We start from the raw sequence: 18,074 nt of genomic DNA on the forward strand, positions 1-18,074 counted from the left end.
GTTTACTGACCCCGGTGCGTAACGCGGAGTACTTCTTCCACCGTGGTCACACCATCCAGGATTTTCTGCACGCCGTCTGCGTGAATACTCGGGCCATGCTGGCGAGCCACCTTTTCCAGGTCCAGCTCCCCGGCACGTTTGTGGATCAGAGAACTGATTTCCTCGGAGATCTCCACCACCTCATAGATACCAATACGCCCACGGTAACCGAGCTGGTTGCAATGGCTACAGCCGGTTGCCCGGTAAATGGTGGGCGGGTTGGCGGGATCCTGCTGCAGAAACTCGCAGTGCTCTTCTGTAGGTGTATACGGCTCCCGGCATTCCTTGCACAGAACCCGAACCAGCCGTTGGGCAACAATGCCCACCAGGCTTGATGAAATCAGGAAGGGCTCGATACCCATATCCATAAGCCGGGTAATCGCGCCAACGGCGGTATTGGTGTGCAACGTGGAGAGGACCAGGTGGCCCGTCAGACTCGCCTGTACGGCAATTTCTGCCGTTTCCAGATCCCGAATCTCACCGATCATAACCACGTCGGGATCCTGACGCAGAATGGCACGAAGACCCCGGGCAAAGGTCATGTCCACCTTGGTATTCACCTGGGTCTGGCCGATGCCCGGCAGGTTATACTCGATGGGGTCCTCAACAGTCAGGATGTTGCGGCTACGATCGTTGATTTCCTGGAGCGAAGCATAGAGTGTGGTGGACTTACCGGAACCCGTCGGGCCAGTGACCAGCAAAATGCCATAAGGCCGGTAAATCAGCTTGCGCAGAACCTTCAGGTCCTGCCCCGCCATGCCAAGGGATTCCAGCCGTATGGCACCTGCCTGTTTGTCGAGCAAACGCAGAACCACGCGTTCACCGCTAGAAGACGGCATGGTCGACACACGAATATCCACTTCCCTACCAGCGACCCTCAGCGCAATACGGCCATCCTGGGGCACCCGTTTCTCAGCGATATCCAGCTTCGCCATAACCTTGATCCGGGACACCAGCAGCGGGGCCAGTGCGCGCTTGGGCTCTACCACTTCACGCAACACACCATCCACCCGGAAGCGAACCACAAGGCGCTTTTCATAGGTTTCAATGTGAACGTCCGAGGCGCTGGTTTTCACTGCTTCAGTGAGAATGGCATTGATCAGACGGATGATTGGAGCATCGTCTTCCTGCTCCAGAAGATCCTCGGTTTCCGGCACGGAGTCAGCGAGCGAGGCCAGGTCCATGTCATCGCCGATGCCTTCCACCATCTGCATCGCTTCCGCAGAATCGTTCTGATAGGCGGAATTCAGAGCCTGGTCGAACCGGTCCGGATCGATGGTGGCAAAACGGGCACGACCGCCACTGATACGGTTCGCTTCCGCCAGCGCAGAATGGGACGCACCGGGACGCACCAGAATAACCGGCTCGCCGGCGTCCGAACGGGTCAGGATTACTCCGTTGCGCTTGGCAAAAGTAAACGGAAGACGGCCCAGCGGAGCATCCTGCGGCTGAAGTTCAGTGTCTGTGGTCAAGGTCGTCCTCGTTCGTGAAACCCTTTTCGATTCAACTAATTCAGAAAGGCTACCACAGGATATGGACCCGCTGAATAACTCTATACACTATACTCCCAATAAAACGTTGCAGTCTGATAACCTGTGAGCTTTTTCCCGGCCCACAAACTTGCATTCAGGATGATCAATGCTCCTAAACAATGAACGGTTTCCCCTGATTCTCGCGCTCGTGGCAGGGGCGGCCATGGTCGCTCTGACAGCCTGGCAGGGTTACCGTTTCTGGCAAATGGAAGGCCAGCAGGGACAGTACGATAACGTGCAGCCACTGGTCTCCGACCCGACCGCCGGTCGTGAGCCACCCAGCGTGGACCTTTCCTCCCTGGATCTGTTCGGAGCTGCATCCGGCGAAAGCGAGCCGGTAGAAATGGATACCGAGAATCTCCCTGAAACCAACCTCCGACTGTTCCTTCGGGGCGTACTGGCCGCGGATGGTGATTTCCCGGGCAGCGCGCTGATCGAAGATGACAAAAGTAAAACCGAAGCCTACCTCGTGGGTGACGAACTGCCCGGCAATGCCACACTGCGCTCGGTACATCCGAACCGGGTGATCATTGAACGTTCCGGCAAACTCGAAAACCTATACTTCCCGGAATCCGAAGACCGCAGCGGCATATCCTTCACGGCCGACCAGCAGGCAGAGCCTTCGCCCGCTGTCCAGCAGGCTGCATCCCCCTCACCCTCGAGAGCGCCCGCTTCCGCCACCAGCGATGAGCAGCGCCGGGAGGAAATCCGCCGGCGCCTTGAGCAGCTCAGGGAACGCCTACGGAACAATAACTGAGGCGCGCTATGGAAACGGCCGCCCTTCAGATACGCCGCCGTTCCACGCTTCTGCCTGCGTTATTGCTCGTGGTCTCTCTTGTGAGTGCCTTCGAGCTCGGCTCCCGTCTGATGAACTATGTTCAGGAAGAATTCGGAACCGAAGCCCACCAGCGCCTTGAAAACTGGCAGCGCCTGCATGCTCTTGCCGCAAACGCCCCCATCGACCGACAGCTCCGGCTTGTGAACTCCTTCTTCAATCGAGTCACGTTTGTCAGCGATATCCGCCACTGGGGCGAGGAAGACTACTGGGCAACCCCGGTAGAACTGCTGACCACCAACGGAGGCGACTGTGAGGATTTCTCGATTGCCAAATACCTGACCCTCAAGTCCATGGGCGTGCCCGATGATCAGCTCCGAATCGTGTATGTCAAAGCGCTGGAATTGAACCAGGCCCACATGGTGCTGGCGTGGTACCCGGAGCCAGACGCCGATCCGTTGATTCTGGACAACCTGATAAATGACATTAAACCTGCATCTCAACGTACTGATCTTGAACCCGTTTACAGCTTCAACGGTGAAGGCCTCTGGCTGAACCAGTCCGGCGGAGCGCGCACCCGGATCGGCGAAGCGGGCAAACTCTCACGGTGGCAGGACCTCAACAGCCGGCTGACGGAATCGCTCCGACCCTGAGCGGGTTGCCAAAGCCAGCCACTGGCGGCAAATGACAGGAACCATGGCGCCAAGCGACAGCGGCGAACGACGCAGAGCCTATAGAATGCGCCACATTCGTTTTTAATCTGGAGAATAAAGCACATGCGACGCTGGAACGGCTGGGGCGACGAGGGATTCAATCTGGCAATGCCGGAACAGGGCCAGGACTTTCTGGCATCACGCATCGGTAGTGGCCGGCCTCTGGCGGACGCGACCCTGGATTCCGTTTGCGCCAAAGTACCGGAAACCCGCCTTACCCGGCCGGCAGATCTGGAATCACTGATCGATACAGGCCCGGAAGCGCGAGTGCGCCATGCCCGCGGCCAGAGTCTTGCGGACTGGCTGGCCATGCGCAGCGGCGAGTTTGGTGTGTTCCCCGATGGCGTGGCCTACCCTACCACCAGCGAAGAGGTTCAAACCCTGCTCTCCTGGGCCGCGGAACAACACATTCACCTGATTCCCTACGGTGGCGGCACCAGTGTGGCCGGGCACATAAATCCGGTGGATAAAGGCCAGCCAGTACTGACTGTGGACATGAGCCGGATGAATCGCCTGATCGACCTGGACACGGACAGCCAGATCGCGACGTTTGGTGCGGGAACACCCGGGCCACTCGTTGAGTCCCAACTCCGGGCCCATGGCTACACACTGGGGCATTTCCCTCAGTCTTTCGAGCTTTCCACCGTCGGCGGCTGGGTGGCCTCCCGATCCAGTGGCCAGCAATCCCTGCGCTATGGCCGCATTGAACAACTCTTTGCCGGGGGCCGGGTCGAAACCCTGAAAGGCACCCTTAACCTGCCCACCATACCGGCCTCCAGCGCCGGTCCGGATATCCGGGAAATGATTCTGGGTTCGGAAGGCCGTATCGGGCTGATTACCGAGGTGAAGGTGCGGGTTACTCCGCTGCCCGAACACGAGAGCTTTCATGTGGTCTTTTTTCCGGATTGGGAGAGCGCCCGCACAGCCAGCCGCCTGCTGGTGCAGAACCGAACCCAGTTATCCATGCTCAGGCTCAGCAATGCCTTAGAGACCGAGACCCAGCTCGCGCTGGCCGGCCACCCCCGGCTTATCGGCATGCTCGAGCGTTTCCTTTCGCTGAGGGGCGCTGGTGAGGGCAAATGCATGATGACCTTCGGGATCACCGGCTCCCGACTGCAGACCCGAAACGCCCTGAAAGAGGCCCGAAGCATCTGCAAGGCCCAAAATGGCGTCTATACCGGCACGCGGCTCGGCGACAAATGGGCGGCCAAGCGTTTTACCATGCCCTATCTGAGAGAGGCCCTCTGGCAGATGGGCTATGCGGTCGACACTCTGGAAACGGCCACTGACTGGGACAACGTCGACAATCTGCTGGGTCTGATCGAGACCAGCCTGCGTGACGGGCTGAAAGACCAGAACGAGAACACCCATGTGTTCACCCACCTCTCCCATTTCTATAGCCAGGGCTGCAGCATTTACACCACCTATGTGTTCCGGGTGGGCGACAGCTACGAGGAAACACTCGCGCGCTGGCAAACGCTCAAAACCAGCACCTCCGAACTGATCGTGAACAACCGCGGCACCATCAGCCATCAACACGGTGTCGGTAAGGATCACGCCCCTTACCTGCCGGTGGAAAAAGGCGAACTGGGCATGTTGGCGATACGCTCCCTGTGCAGCACCTTTGACCCGGACGCGATCCTGAACCCGGAAACACTGGTCAAATGAGCGCAACGCCCAAAGGGAGCCCCAATATGAACCGGACTGACATTCTCAATGCGCTGCGCTCAGGGACCAACAAATTTGATGTGGTGGTGGTCGGCGGCGGAATTACCGGCGCTGGCGTGGCCCGGGAAGCAGCAGGCAGCGGGCTGCGCACGCTTCTGGTGGAACAGAAGGACTTTTCCTGGGGTACCTCCAGCCGGTCCTCAAAGATGGTGCATGGTGGCCTTCGGTACCTGGGCAGCGGGCATTACGGTCTTACCCGGGACGCCGTGCGCGAGCGGGAACGGTTAATGGCGGAAGCACCGGGGTTAATTGAGCCCCTGCGCTTCATCATGCCGCACTTTAAAGGCCAGTTCCCCGGACCGCGCCTGTTCCAGACACTGCTTCGGGTTTACGACTTTATTGCCCGCAACCGAAGCCGCCACTTTCTGACCCCGGCCGAATCCATGCTCTGGGTGCCGGGCCTGACGGGCGAAAAACTCGCCGGCGCCAGCGGTTTTACCGATGCAGTCACCGACGACTCGCGCCTGGTCCTGCGCCTGATTGCCGAAGCCCGGCGGGACGGAGCCATGTGCCTGAATTACACAAGAGCCGGTGAAATAAAGCGCAGCAACGGCGATGTATCCGGCTTGCTGATTCAAGCAGAGGAAAACGATACGCCCATTGAGGTCTTCGCGCCCCTGGTCATCAATGCCACCGGTGCCTGGGCAGATCGGCTACAGTCCAGCAAGACCTCTGAAGACACCATGCACATCCGGCCCCTGCGTGGCAGCCATCTCGTGCTGCCCTGGTCCAGTCTGCCGGTGTCCTGTTCGGTTTCCCTGTTTCATCCGGAAGATGGCCGCCCGGTGTTTGCCTTCCCATGGCTGGGCACCACCGTTCTCGGCACCACCGATATCGACCATGAGGGCAACCTGGATCAGGAGCCGGTGATTTCTGAACCCGAGACCGCCTACCTGCTTGAGATCGCCTCACGATTGTTTCCGGGCAGCCCTATTACGCGAAGCGACATCCTTTCAACCTGGGCCGGTGTAAGGCCGGTGGTAACCGATGGCACGGGTAAGGCACCGTCCAAGGAAAACCGGGAACACGCTCTTCGGGTGGATCGGGGGCTGGTCAGCATTGCCGGCGGCAAGCTCACCACCTTCCGGGTCATCGCCCGCGAGGCACTCGTCCAGGGGCTTGGAGAAGACGCCAGCAAGGTTCTGCGGCCCGCATCCAAACCGGTGTTTCAGGGCACAGATCACCCCTCAAGGCCAGCCACCATTAGCCACCAGTGCTGGCAGCGACTGCAGGGGTTCTATGGCCCCGAGCTTGATCAACTGCTTGCTTCGGGCCCACTGGAGCCTGTCACTCCAAATCGGGCTTCCAACCTGCTCTGGGCGGAGCTTTGCTGGGCGTGCCGGAGAGAAGATGTGCAGCATCTGGATGACCTGCTTCTGCGACGAACGCGGTTAGGCATGGTACTACCGAATGCCGGCGAAGCCCTTCTCCCGCAGATTCGTAACCACTGCCAGCCCCTGCTTGGCTGGGCTGACCAGCGTTGGGAGGAGGAACAGGCCCGCTACCTGTCGATCTATCACAACGCCTATTCGCTGCCACCCCAGGAGGCATCCGATGCCAGCTGAGCCGCTCATCCTGGCCATCGACAATGGCACCCAGAGCGTTCGGGCGCTGCTCTTCGATACCAGTGGCAATCTGGTGGGCAAAGGCAAGCAGGAAATCGAGCCCTATTTTTCGAGAGAGCCCGGCTGGGCCGAGCAGCACCCGGACTACTTCTGGGAGCAGCTCGGGGAAGCCTGCCAATTGCTCTGGAACTCCACAGACGCGACACCGGATCAGGTTGCCGGCGTTACCGTGACCAACCAGCGCGGCACCGTTATAAATCTGGATGCAAATGGACAGCCTCTACGCCCGGCAATCATCTGGCTCGACCAGCGCCATGCAAGGGTCGAAGGCTCCGTCAAAGGGCCCTGGGGATGGCTGTTCAAAGTTGCCCGTCTGGAAGACACTATCAACCGGTTCCGGGAAAAAACCCAGGCCAACTGGATCGCCCAGAATGAACCCGAGATCTGGGCCAAAACCCGGCATTTCCTGTTGCTGTCCGGCTATCTCAACTACCGACTCACCGGAGAATTCCGGGACTCGACCGGCAGCCAGGTCGGATACCTGCCATTCGACTATAAAAAGCATCGCTGGGCCGGCCGGCGGGATTTCAAATGGCAGACCATGCCGGTCAAGCCCGCCATGCTGCCTGAGCTGGTTGCACCCGGCGAAACACTGGGCCATTTGACCGACGAAGCCTGCAAGCACCTGGGCCTGGCAAGAAGCCTCCCAGTAATCGCCGCAGCTTCCGACAAGGCCTGTGAAATTCTCGGCTCCGGCGGGCTGACACCCGATATTGGCTGTATGAGCTATGGCACCACTGCCACCATCAACACCACCAGCCAGCGTTACGTCGAGCCGATCCGGCTGATGCCGCCCTATCCCTCTGCATTGCCCGGTCACTATTCCACGGAGGTCATGATCTACCGGGGTTTCTGGATGGTGAGCTGGTTCAAGCGGGAGTTCGGGCTAAGAGAGCAGAAACTGGCCGAGGAAAGAGGTATCGAGCCGGAAGCGTTGTTCGATGAACTGGTCAAGGCAGTGCCGCCCGGATCCATGGGCCTGATGCTGCAGCCCTACTGGTCACCCGGCGTGCGCCAGCCGGGGCCGGAAGCGAAAGGCTCGATCATCGGGTTCGGGGACGTTCACACCCGCTCCCACATTTATCGCGCAATCCTCGAAGGTCTTGCCTACGCGCTCCGGGAAGGAAAGGAAAAAATCGAGAAGCGAAGCGGCGTGAAGATCAGGAAGTTGCGAGTGGCCGGCGGTGGCTCACAGAGCGATGCAGCGATGCAGCTTACCGCCGATGTGTTCGGGTTACCGGCCGAGAGGCCTCACACCTATGAGACCTCCGGGCTCGGCGCCGCCATTGATGCGGCTGTAGGGCTGGGGCTACATCCGGATTTCGACACCGCCGTGGCGAAGATGACCCGGGTTGGCGACGTTTTTCATCCCAACGAAGAAACCCGGGCTCTTTACCAGCGGCTGTATTCCGAGGTTTATCTGAAGATGTACCCTCAGCTTCAACCCCTGTACCGGAAAATCCGCGAGATTACCGGCTATCCCCGGTAACACTCTCAGCAACCAACTCAGCGGTAATCGCAGAGAGCGTCCAGCCCAGGTGACCGTGACCGGTGTTGTAGAACACGGTCGGCAGGCGGCCTGGCCCAACCCTTGGCATCATGTTCGGCAGCATTGGCCGCAAGCCTGCCCAGGGCACTACCTTGCGAGTACAGACACCTGGGAAGCACTGCTCAACCCAACGGGTGAGCGGGCGGATGCGGTCGTCCTTGATATCGCGGTTGTAACCGCTGAACTCGGCGGTACCGGCAACCCGGAAACGACCATCGCCCAGGCGACTGGTGACGATCTTGGTAGCATCGTCCAGCAAGCTGACGGTTGGTGCCGCCTTTTGCGAGGCTTCGTCGTCCAGCTCCACGGTAATTGAGTACCCCTTAACCGGATAGATATTCACCCGGTCACCCAGCTTTTTCGCGAGCCCGCGGCTGCCGACGCCGGCACAGATCACCACGCCGTCAAATGTGTCCCGGGACTGTTCGGTGCCATCGAGGGCGGTCACCCAGGCATTACGCTCATCGGCGCTCAGCTCGGTCACCGTGTGGCCATAACAGGTTTTAACGCCCAGCCGCTTGATGGCATCCGCCAGTCCATTGGTGAACTTGTGAATATCACCGGTGGAGTCACTCTCTGTGAAAAACCCGCCGTAATAGTTGCCGGCCAGGGTCGGCTCGATGGATTTCATTTCCTCCGGGGTCACCGACCGGCGCTCAAGGCCACCAGCCGCCAGCAGGCGCGATACTTTTTCAGCGTGATCAAACCCGGCCTTGTCCCGGTAGATGTGCAGGATACCCTGCTTCTTCAGATCGAAATCGATGCCTTCTTCCTGCGCCCAGGCAAACAGGTGGTCACGGGCAGCAATGGCCAGGCGGGCAGTTTCCGTGGTGTTCTTTTCATACTGGGGAATGGCGGCAATGAACTCGGCGAACCAGCTCAGCTTGTGCCAGGAAGGCTTGGGATTGACCAGCAGTGGCGCATCCCGGCGGGACATCCACTTGATGCCCTTCATCACGGTCTGCCAGTTGTTCCAGACCTCTGCGTTGGAAGCGGAGAGCTGTCCACCGTTGGCGAAGGAGGTTTCCATCGCCGCATAGCGATGCTTCTCGTAAACCGTAACGTCAAGCCCGCGCTTGGCAAGGGTGTAGGCCGTGGTAATACCAGTGATACCACCGCCAATTACTGCGATTCGCTTCATTCCAATCTCCGTGAGCGCCAAGGGTTTCCTCCCTGCTCGAAATGGCAGAAAGCACCCCTTCCGTCACGGGACCTGAGAGATTCACGAGCCGTTTTAACGAAAACGGTCGTTTGCTCCTTCGGTGTGCCGACTGACGCGATTGTCGACAGCTCTTCGGAAAGTATTCATGTCAGCGGTCCTTTTGCCTGAGAGTTTCCGGGGCAGTTGCTCCTTCGGCGCTGATCGCAAGGGATTCAGTCTCTCCCGCAGACATGTCTGATTGGTAATAAAACCCAACCCACGGGCCTAAACATAGCAAATAACCCGGAGCCAGGAAACCGGCCTCTGCACAGCTTGGGCCGTATGGGTTAAGGTAAAAGCCATGAAACACGCCTCGAAGACCCGCAAACAGCTCCAGCAGCAACTGGAACAGGCCCACGACTACGAGCAGTGGTGCGAGGCCGCTACCGCGCTCGATGACATGGACGGGCTGCTGGCCTGGCGCGAGCAGGAAGAAACCGGGATGCTGCATGAAAGCCTGATGCGCAAGCACATGGGCCTCATGGACCATTGCCGGCAGAATGGCGACACACGGCGACTGATCCGGATCCTTCAGGAGAGCCTCTACCGTCACCTGGGCGAATTATCCAATCCCGATCTTTACACCGTGGCGCGCAGCGGCACCAACCGGTTAGTGGGTGAATTCCTGGATGCCGTCGAGACGTCCATGGAATTCATTTGCGATCACCCTATTCCGGAAGTGACAACCGCCCGAAAACTGAAAATGTTTCAGGACGCCGAGCGGGTCTATGGCCGGCCAGCCCTGATGCTCAGCGGGGGTGCGGCCTTTGGTATTTACCATATCGGTGTTACCCGGGCGCTCTGGCGACAGGATCTGCTGCCGGATGTCATGGCAGGCTCCAGCATGGGTGCCATCGTGGCGGGTGCCATCTGCAAACGGGACGACAAGGAACTGGCAGAGTTTTTTAACCATCCGGAACGGATTCACCTGAATGCCTTCCACTGGCTCGGCGTCACGGAAGGCTTGAGGGCTGGCCATGCCATGGATCCGCGCCAACTTCAGGAGCATCTCCAGCACAATCTTGGCAGCGTCAGTTTCAAGGAAGCCTATGAGCACAGTGGCCGAACACTGAATATCTCCGTCTCCCCCACCCGCACCCAGCAGAAGCCACGGCCACTCATCGAGCAGGCCTACGCCATGACCAGTCAGCAATACCTCGGGGACATCAACATCCATTTCCCGCCCAAGGCGTCCCTTTACCGAAAGGTCCTCTCCAACCCGACCCCTGAAGATCTCGAGATGTATATCAATCTCGGTGAACAGGCCACATGGCCACGGCTGGCCATGATCAAGGACCAGACCAGGATCAGCCGGGCATTCGATCGCTGTATCGCCAGGCTGGAGCAAGAGCTGGAGCAGGAAACCGCAGAGCAGACTGCAACGCCGCTCTAAAGACAGCACCGCCCTACCGATCAGTAAACCAACTAGATAACCCTGGGATCCCGAACTATTCTCATTCTATTGCATCATCGCTTCGCGAAACGTTTATCGCTAATCATGAGGATGCTGACAAGCAATGGATATTGGACAAGGAAGTCGATCGGCTACCGAGGACAGTGAAAACAGGTTTTACGAGCTGATCGAAAGTCTGCCCATGGTGGCTGTGCAGGGATACGACAGACACCGTAGGGTAATTTATTGGAATGAAGCAAGCGCCCGCCTATACGGCTATTCCCGCGACGAAGCACTTGGGCAGCTTTTGGAAGACCTCATCATTCCCGATCACATGCGTAACGGTGTGATCGAAGCGCACCGCAATTGGCTTGAAAAAAACATCAGCATTCCCTCCGACGAACTTGAACTGAAACACAAAGAAGGACATCTGGTTCCCGTTTACTCAAGCCATGTGATGATCAAACAGGACAGCGGGGCCTGTGAAATGTTCTGCATCGACATAAGCCTCGAAGAGCAGAAACAAGCCAGAGACGAGCTTTATCGGCGCGCGAGTTTTGACGACCTGACCGGATTACCCAACCGGCACTTTATGGAAGCCGAGTTGTCGAGTCGACTGGATGAGGCTGATCGCCTGCAGCAGGAATTGGCAGTCGTCTTTATCGATCTGGACAATTTCAAGATTATCAACGATACGCTTGGCCATCATCATGGTGACAGCCTTCTGAAAGCGGTGGCCGAAACCTTGAGGGCCGAACTTCGAGGCGGAGACCTGTTGAGCCGCTTTGGCGGGGACGAGTTTGTCTTGCTGATCTTCGATTTCGAAGGCCCTGAAGGTATTCACGAACTTGTTTGTCGGTTGATAGACGCTCTGGAACACAGAGTGCATCTGGAGGGCGATTGTTACCAGGTTACCGCCAGCTTCGGCGTGAGTCTTTTCCCGCATAATGGCACCACCGTGGCCGAGCTGATGGGCAATGCAGACGCGGCCATGTACCAGGCCAAAGAAACCGGCAAGAACGGCGTGTGTTTCTATACCCCCGACATCAACGACAGGCTGGTCCATTATCAAGAAATCACCAACCTGCTCAGAGACGCCTTGAATAACGATGGGCTGGAATTGTTTTTCCAGCCCCAGATCAGCCTGGCTGATCGAAAAAGCGACTCCTGCGAGGCACTTCTCCGCTGTTTTCACGGTCAATCCCGAGCAGTGTCGCCAGCTACTTTCATTCCAGTGGCTGAGAAGTCCGGTCTCATCAACCGGATTGGCGAATGGGTTATCGAAGCAGCCTGCAAGCAACTCGACGCATGGCAGGAAACCCCTCTGAAAAACCTGCGGGTTGATATCAACCTATCGGGACGACAGCTCACCAATCCACACCTTGCGAGCCATATTCTCGAAACGGTGGAACGTTACAATCTTCAGCCTCACCAGCTTGGGGTGGAGCTGACTGAAAACGAGGTTTTCGGCAGCGATGAAAACCAAACCAAACAGTTAGAAAAACTGAAACAGGCAGGCGTGCACATTTCGATCGATGACTTCGGTACCGGGCACTCCTCTCTCGTCTATCTCAGAAAACTCCCGGTTTGTGGAATCAAAATCGACAGGAGCTTTCTGCAACATGCGATGCAGGATAGCGCCGACATGGCCATCATGGAGGCAATGGTTACCGTTGGCCACAGCCTGGGCCTAAGCGTGCTGGTCGAAGGTGTTGAGACGGATGAACAGGCCCAATTGGTCACCGAACTGGGTTGTGATCTCGCTCAGGGTTTTCTCTATGCCAAGCCCATGCCGGCAAACAAAGTTGAAGAATTCCTGACCAGCTTCTGATCAGGAAAACACTACCCTTGTTCAAACTCCCGAACCAGCTCCTGCAGAAAATACAGCCCCGCCGAACTCAGGAAACAGCGCCCCGCACCCGCGCGAAACAGCAGATGGCGTTTTTCCAGGTAATCCAGCGCTTCCGGCACGCCCTTTTCAAAACGGGCTGCACGCAGAATTTCCTGATATTCCTCATCGCTAGCCAGGGAAGAGAGGTCTTGCTCATTCAACCCGGCATCGGGCCGGCCAAGGTATTCAAGATCCCGACCGCTGCGTGCGAAATAACGCCCGATCAGCAGCAGGATTACCTGCACCCGGAAGGCGTTCTCATCGTGCTCTTCGTTCTCCTCTTCGCTGCTTTCCTTGAGAAAGAAAAACGCGCCGGTTTCGTTGAACACCAGCTCACTGCCCAGGTGCTCATAGAAGGTCCGGAAATGGGACAGATGGTTATACAGCAGATTGTAGAGCGGATTGGCACGCAACTCCGAGCGGTTGCTGTCCCACACATCACGCACAATCACCCGGCCGGCCTGGAATTCCCGGTAGATCGCGGCGCTGTGGGCCGGGAGGATTTCTTCAAATTCAGACATTCTGTTGCTCCAGGCGACGCTTTCGGTAGACAAACTGTTCACTGTCGGATGACTGATCGAGGATTCGGAAGCGATTGGTAGTCACCACCTGCAAGCCCTCGGGGGGCGAGTTTACCAGCCGGTTCAACGCCGCCAGCAGGTCCGGGAAGCGATAGCCGGGGATAAACCCGTCCAGGCGCCCGTGAAGCTCACGTACCAGATCGGTTGTTGGCCGCAGCTCCAGAGTCTCCAGCCATTGATACAGCTGGTTGATGCGCTGGACATCAATCCGGGTGTGCCGGCCGCTGCCATCCACTTGCTGCAGAACCGGCACTTCAGCCTTGCGTCGGAGGTCGTTCAGGCGCAGCTCCAGTTCGCTGAACAACAGCTGGTAGTAGCTGGACGATTCACCGAAGGCGTAGTGTTTCGGGCGTTGCTGGGCCCGCAGGCCGATCAGGAAGCCGGTGCTGCGGGCAAAGTCACCGCCTTCGAGCCACTTGCGTTTCAAGCTGAGGGTCTCGGTTTCGCCTTTGAGTTCCTGCAACTTACCGTAGAAATGCTCCATGGCGTTGTACTGGACCATGCCCTGGCGCGTCTTGCGCAGGAAGTGTTCCACCTCCTGGGCCACCGCCTGAATGGGTTTGTACAGGGCGTTCAGGCTGATGGACGAACGGAACAACTGGTCCGCCAGACTGTGATCGCCGTGATTTTCCAGCAACCGCACCATGGCTTCCAGGGTCTCGAACAGGTTGCTGCCATCCGGCAGCCGTGTATCCGGGTTCAGGAACACCAGGGTCGGCTTGATGTGGCGCTCGTAAAGGGTAACGATCTGCTCAAACAGATTCTGGCGGAACTCCAGGAATTTTTCCGGCGCCCGGCTGGCGTCGCCGGAGAGATCCGCAAGCTGCGCACTGATGGTCTGCATGCGCAGCACATTCTGGCGCAGCAAACCGATGAGCTGGCTCACCCGCTCGTTCAGGTCATCCCTCAGTTCGGTGTAGTCCGGATCGGCGTCGCTGAAAGAGCTGGTCTCGAGCCGATTGCGCACGTCCCGAAGGGTTACAAGATGGCCACGAAGGCGAGCATCCGTCAGTTCCTGGTACAGCGAGGCGTTGCAGGCGCGCATCAGGTTGATCAGGGCATCCTGGAACACCAGCCGCCGCTCACCTTCGGCCTTTATGATGTCGATCACCAGGCCGCTGCGGAACATGTTGTCGGTATTCAAAGCCAGCCGCACCCGATCCCGGTCGGCATTGCCAAGGCTGCGGGTATAGTCCATCACCTCGGCCACCAGATCGCTTTCGCGGATATACCGGGCTTCGTTACGGTCCATCCGCTCAATCATCCGGAACAGGATCTTCGGGTGCTCGAACAGCAGCCGGGTGGTATCCAGGGTGCTGAAGCGTTTACTCATCCGCCGGCTCCAGCAGGCTGTTCTGGGTCTGATCGGCCCATTGGCTCAGGGATTCGCCGTTGGTAAAGCCCTCGGCCCCGCCCCAGAACACCAGGGTGCGCTGCGGGCTGTAGGGGCGTGCGGTGCGCATCTGCCCCACTTCCAGGTGCCGGCCGATCAGGTAGATCACTTCAGCACTGGCACTGTGAGTCGCGGCGGAGAACAGATTGAAGCCCTGCTTGCGCAATCGTTCCAGCAGCGAAGGCATCTGGCTGATGTCCACGCTGGCCAGCTCGTCCAATACCATGGGGAACGACAGCTGCACACCCGGATACAACACCCGCTTCAGCAGCCGGTACACCAGTTCCAGGTTGATCAGTGCCGTGGTGGAGGTGGACTGGCCCTTCTTGTCGAGGCTTGTGGCGTTTTCCTTCCGGGTTCTGTAGGAAATGCCGGTGATCACCTTGTCCATGGTCAGGCGCTTGCTGCCGCCCTCCCCGAAAAAGTCCGCCACGAACACCCGCAAACGGTCATAAAACGCGTCCGACTGCAGCTGGTTGCCATAGGGGTCGATGTTGTTCGCTTCTTCCACCAGATTGCGGAATTTCGGATCGGTATGAATATCCACGCGGATTTCCACCAGATCGTTTATGCGCACCCCTTCGAGCTCACGGTTCAGTTGCGCCTCGAAACGGGCAATGTGCTCGTGGTTGGATTTCAGGGCCTGCCGGTAGCTGGCCACGGTTTCATTGTGGATGCCCACCTGCTGCTCAAGCACATTCCAGCGCTCTGCCATGCCGGCAAACAGATCTGAGAGACCTTTGAACGTTTCCCGGATAGCCGATGACGCGGGGCTGTCTTTCTGCAATTCGCCTTCGGTGTCGTCGTGGATGCCCAGATACACGAACTGACGAAGGTGGTCGAGGATACTGCGACGGCGCTCCTCCAGGTCGTCCAGCTGGGTTTGAAGGTCATCAAACGCCGCCACAGACACCTGCTCAATGTCCAAAGGCTGTTCCGCTTCCACCGCTTTCAGATGCGGGAACCGGTGCTCTACCGTGCCAACACTCCGGCTGAGGCCCGCCAGTTCCCGTTCCCGCTCCTCGATCCGCTCTTTTTCAGCCCTGGCTTTGGCGGCCTTCTGCTGCACCGCATCCTGCTTTTCCTGCTCCAGCCGGGCCTGTTCTTCCAGCCTGGCCAGCTGTTCCTCCGCCGCCTGCTTCTCCTCAGTAGCGTCCCTAAGTGTGGTTGCCGCTGCCGGGTAACGGCTCAGGGTATCCAGATCCTTTTCGATGGCGCGGATCTCTTTTTCCGTGCGCTCGATCAACCGTGGCCGATCGTGTTCCTGGTTGGCAGTGTCCGCCAGCTCGGCCCGCTCCTTCTCCAGCCCATGAAGCTCACCTTCAATATGCCGGCGCTGCTCTGCAAAGTCGGTCTGCCGCGCTGGCTGGGCCTGATATTCGGTATCGAACCAGTCAAAGCCTTTATCGGTGGGTACAAACAGCCGGGCGAATGCCTCGATGGCCGCCTTACTGTCGGCGTCCAGGTCCTGGCCGGGGCTCGCCATCACCAACCGGGGGTCCACCGCCCGCAGCGGCGCGGCAGTGGCCTCGTCCAGCTGGTTCTGAAGCTGCCAATGTTGCTTGCTTTCCCGTTCCTTCAGGGATTCCAGCTTGCGCTCAAGCTCCTGCTTCTTTTTCTGGATCTGTTCCAGACGGATCTCGGCCTGGGCGGCACTCTTGAGAGCAGCCAGGTGCCCTTTCTTGCTATCGAGTTCCTCTTTCTGGATGTCCTCGATTTCCTGAAGGGTCATCTCCCCGTACTGGGATACCAGCAGATCGCCATCTTTCTGGTTCTGCTCGGCCTGCTTGATGCGACGGTCGGCGGAACGGATCTCGCCCTTCAGGCCACTGGCGTCCTGCTCCAGTTTTTTCAGAGCCTGGAGCACATGGCGCAGGGTCTCGTTCTGTTCATTGAACGCCTCTACTGCGGCTTTACGCCTGGCGCCAATATCCTGCAAGGCATGGGTGACGCCATCCCGGAAAGCCGCAAAATCATGCTGGCTGCGAAGCAGGGTTTGGTAGGCCTGATAATCCCTTTGCAGCTTCTCGAACCGTGAACGCTCTTTTTCAATCTGATTAAGCTGGATTTGCTGTTGCTTCAGTTGATCGTGCCGGTTGAGAAACTCATCGATATTGAAATCGAAGGCATCGTCGGCGAACTTCTTGTCTGCCTCGATAATGCTGGCCACCGCATTGGACATGGCCTGATCGTCTGCCTTCATCTCAAACAGCAACAGGATCAGCGTGCGCAGCGACTGCACCCGGCGCTCGTCGGACTCACCCAGGGGCAGCACCGAATAGCGTACGGCATCGGCGTTCATTAGCTCGCTGCTGTACAACATCTTTTTAAGCTTGGCCGGTTCATTGACCAGTCGGGTATCTTTGGAGAACTTTTTCAGCGCCTCGGACAAACGGCTGAACGACAGCTCCGGCACCGCCTGGCCGATTCCGTCCTCACCATCGCCATTCCAGAACAGCGGCCGCAGCTGGTCGTAACCAACCGGCACGAAAGCGCGGGCATAACTGAGCTGGCTGGCGCTGTCCCGGTACAAAATCTGGCAATGCACCCCCGCCGGGTTCTCCGCTTCCATGATCAGGAAGCTGAACTGACTGGGGAAATAATGCTGGTAGCTTTCCTCGTTAGAGTAGAAGCTGCCGGCACTGGCATTGCGGAACGCGAATTTCTTGCGACTGTTCTTGAAGTTGTTTTCCGGCAGCAGAAACAGACGCAGGGAATTCAGCAGACTGGACTTGCCCAGATTGCCCGGGCCCAGGATCAGGCCGTGGTTATCCACCGGAATTTCCACGTAACAGAAGCCGGCGGAATCCACCAACACCAGACGGCGAATACCAAAATTGAAATTGCCTGGGCTCCCCTGGGAGTCACTCATCCAGAATCATCTCCTGTTCCATAAATTTGCCGGTAGCTCGAAACGCCTCTGCCAGGGGTACAAAACCAAGCCCCTCTGCCAACGAAATCGCCCTTGTGAATCGTTCGGTGGTGTCCGGTAGTTTGCGGAACCGGCCCAGCCATGGCTGCCAGTCGGGCGGCTGAACAAAGGTGGCTTTGTCACCGAGCGAGGCTGCGATCGTCGAGAACATTTGCAGACCACCCGCATCATAATCGAATGCGCAGAATACTTCTTCATAGCCCTGCAACCAGTCGAGAATCGCGCGCCGGGTCACCCGGTTACCACTGCCCAATACCACATCGCAGTCCGCCAGATGCAAGGCCCAGCCAAGAGCCTCACCGGTAAACTTCAGCATCTGCTGATATTGGTAGAAGTTACGCTCGTTTTCTATTACCAGCACGGAGCCGGCGCGCTGAAAACCGATGTCAACAGAATCGCTCTTGATAACAACCACATCCGGACGGCTGGATGCCAATACCCCATGGTAAACCAGAAGAAAACTTACCTCAGTACCATGGCGATGAGAGTCACCTTTTCTAGCGGCGTCTACTCTGTTTAAGGGAGCCTCCGCGACGTTCTGCAGCTCCGCGAAAGCGGTTTCATCCCGGACCGTGACCAGCCATCGGTTGGACTGGACCTTTTCTGTGGCAAACATGTCCCGATGGCGCCGGCGAAACTGCTCCGGAAGCTTTTTCAGGAAGGCTTCATAATTAATCGGTTGGCCACGCAGGATTTTGTCGAGATAGTCGTTCAAGGGCGTA

13 protein-coding genes and 1 riboswitch are annotated in these 18,074 nt (G+C 58.2%); of the genes, 7 read left to right on the plus strand and 6 right to left on the minus strand.

From position 1 onward, the window contains the following. Window positions 1-2: 2 nt before the first annotated feature. On the minus strand, window positions 3-1,511 hold the full coding sequence (gene gspE, locus MDHKLMBL_RS13575) for a type II secretion system ATPase GspE (protein ID WP_053115298.1): 1,509 nt from the start codon (window positions 1,509-1,511) through the stop codon (window positions 3-5). A 166-nt stretch (window positions 1,512-1,677) separates the two neighbouring features. On the opposite strand from gspE, the gene MDHKLMBL_RS13580 reads away from it, so the two are divergent. The 5 genes from MDHKLMBL_RS13580 (at window position 1,678) to MDHKLMBL_RS13600 (ending at window position 7,901) form a co-directional block, all read left to right on the plus strand. Then, entirely contained in the window at window positions 1,678-2,328 is a 651-nt protein-coding gene (locus MDHKLMBL_RS13580; RefSeq protein ID WP_104271025.1) for a type II secretion system protein N, read from the plus strand. Between the two features lie 8 nt (window positions 2,329-2,336). Continuing rightward, entirely contained in the window at window positions 2,337-2,999 is a 663-nt protein-coding gene (locus MDHKLMBL_RS13585; RefSeq protein ID WP_008171198.1) for a transglutaminase-like cysteine peptidase, read from the plus strand. Window positions 3,000-3,122: 123 nt separating this feature from the next. Beyond that, entirely contained in the window at window positions 3,123-4,727 is a 1,605-nt protein-coding gene (locus MDHKLMBL_RS13590) for an FAD-binding oxidoreductase (protein ID WP_104271026.1), read from the plus strand. A gap of 26 nt (window positions 4,728-4,753) precedes the next feature. Further along, a complete protein-coding gene (locus MDHKLMBL_RS13595) occupies window positions 4,754-6,352 on the plus strand; it encodes a glycerol-3-phosphate dehydrogenase/oxidase (protein ID WP_104271027.1) in 1,599 nt (532 codons plus the stop codon). Then, entirely contained in the window at window positions 6,342-7,901 is a 1,560-nt protein-coding gene (locus tag MDHKLMBL_RS13600; protein ID WP_104271028.1) for an FGGY-family carbohydrate kinase, read from the plus strand. The genes MDHKLMBL_RS13595 and MDHKLMBL_RS13600 overlap by 11 nt, the downstream gene beginning before the upstream one ends. On the opposite strand, the gene MDHKLMBL_RS13605 is transcribed toward MDHKLMBL_RS13600, so the two are convergent. Then, the gene (locus tag MDHKLMBL_RS13605; protein WP_104271029.1) at window positions 7,882-9,102 is read right to left on the minus strand and encodes a D-amino acid dehydrogenase; all 1,221 of its coding nucleotides are present in this window, start codon (window positions 9,100-9,102) and stop codon (window positions 7,882-7,884) included. The genes MDHKLMBL_RS13600 and MDHKLMBL_RS13605 overlap by 20 nt on opposite strands. Before the next feature lie 163 nt (window positions 9,103-9,265). Continuing rightward, window positions 9,266-9,358, minus strand: a riboswitch (glycine riboswitch). A gap of 105 nt (window positions 9,359-9,463) precedes the next feature. Between MDHKLMBL_RS13605 and MDHKLMBL_RS13610 the strand changes: the two genes are divergently transcribed. Next, a complete protein-coding gene (locus MDHKLMBL_RS13610; protein ID WP_053115293.1) occupies window positions 9,464-10,555 on the plus strand; it encodes a DUF3336 domain-containing protein in 1,092 nt (363 codons plus the stop codon). A 124-nt stretch (window positions 10,556-10,679) separates the two neighbouring features. Further along, window positions 10,680-12,386 (plus strand): putative bifunctional diguanylate cyclase/phosphodiesterase, encoded by a 1,707-nt coding sequence (locus MDHKLMBL_RS13615; protein WP_053115292.1) that lies wholly within the window; start codon window positions 10,680-10,682, stop codon window positions 12,384-12,386. A gap of 11 nt (window positions 12,387-12,397) precedes the next feature. Here the strand turns inward: MDHKLMBL_RS13615 and MDHKLMBL_RS13620 are convergent, their stop codons facing one another. The 4 genes from MDHKLMBL_RS13620 to MDHKLMBL_RS13635 are packed head-to-tail and all read right to left on the minus strand — an operon-like array spanning window position 12,398 to window position 18,067. Beyond that, complete coding sequence (locus MDHKLMBL_RS13620) at window positions 12,398-12,967, minus strand: condensin complex protein MksE (protein WP_104271030.1); 570 nt, start codon at window positions 12,965-12,967, stop codon at window positions 12,398-12,400. Further along, window positions 12,960-14,360, minus strand: coding sequence for a hypothetical protein (locus MDHKLMBL_RS13625; protein ID WP_053115290.1), 1,401 nt, complete (start codon window positions 14,358-14,360; stop codon window positions 12,960-12,962). Before MDHKLMBL_RS13625 ends, MDHKLMBL_RS13620 begins: the two co-directional genes overlap by 8 nt. After that, the gene (locus tag MDHKLMBL_RS13630) at window positions 14,353-17,292 is read right to left on the minus strand and encodes a hypothetical protein (RefSeq protein WP_104271031.1); all 2,940 of its coding nucleotides are present in this window, start codon (window positions 17,290-17,292) and stop codon (window positions 14,353-14,355) included. The genes MDHKLMBL_RS13625 and MDHKLMBL_RS13630 overlap by 8 nt, the downstream gene beginning before the upstream one ends. Next, a complete protein-coding gene (locus MDHKLMBL_RS13635) occupies window positions 17,285-18,067 on the minus strand; it encodes a hypothetical protein (RefSeq protein WP_104271080.1) in 783 nt (260 codons plus the stop codon). Before MDHKLMBL_RS13635 ends, MDHKLMBL_RS13630 begins: the two co-directional genes overlap by 8 nt. Window positions 18,068-18,074: the final 7 nt, after the last annotated feature.

The organism is Marinobacter flavimaris, from assembly GCF_002933295.1.
In the GTDB taxonomy this organism is placed as follows: Bacteria; Pseudomonadota; Gammaproteobacteria; order Pseudomonadales; family Oleiphilaceae; genus Marinobacter; species Marinobacter flavimaris.

Bases quoted from the DNA above. Each gene is read 5' to 3' on its own strand.
- MDHKLMBL_RS13580 (WP_104271025.1), top strand. From the start codon at position 1,678: ATGCTCCTAAACAATGAACGGTTTCCCCTGATTCTCGCGCTCGTGGCA.
- MDHKLMBL_RS13585 (WP_008171198.1), top strand. From the start codon at position 2,337: ATGGAAACGGCCGCCCTTCAGATACGCCGCCGTTCCACGCTTCTGCCT.
- MDHKLMBL_RS13590 (WP_104271026.1), top strand. From the start codon at position 3,123: ATGCGACGCTGGAACGGCTGGGGCGACGAGGGATTCAATCTGGCAATG.
- MDHKLMBL_RS13595 (WP_104271027.1), top strand. From the start codon at position 4,754: ATGAACCGGACTGACATTCTCAATGCGCTGCGCTCAGGGACCAACAAA.
- MDHKLMBL_RS13600 (WP_104271028.1), top strand. From the start codon at position 6,342: ATGCCAGCTGAGCCGCTCATCCTGGCCATCGACAATGGCACCCAGAGC.
- MDHKLMBL_RS13605 (WP_104271029.1), bottom strand. From the start codon at position 9,102: ATGAAGCGAATCGCAGTAATTGGCGGTGGTATCACTGGTATTACCACG.
- MDHKLMBL_RS13610 (WP_053115293.1), top strand. From the start codon at position 9,464: ATGAAACACGCCTCGAAGACCCGCAAACAGCTCCAGCAGCAACTGGAA.
- MDHKLMBL_RS13615 (WP_053115292.1), top strand. From the start codon at position 10,680: ATGGATATTGGACAAGGAAGTCGATCGGCTACCGAGGACAGTGAAAAC.
- MDHKLMBL_RS13620 (WP_104271030.1), bottom strand. From the start codon at position 12,967: ATGTCTGAATTTGAAGAAATCCTCCCGGCCCACAGCGCCGCGATCTAC.
- MDHKLMBL_RS13625 (WP_053115290.1), bottom strand. From the start codon at position 14,360: ATGAGTAAACGCTTCAGCACCCTGGATACCACCCGGCTGCTGTTCGAG.
- MDHKLMBL_RS13630 (WP_104271031.1), bottom strand. From the start codon at position 17,292: ATGAGTGACTCCCAGGGGAGCCCAGGCAATTTCAATTTTGGTATTCGC.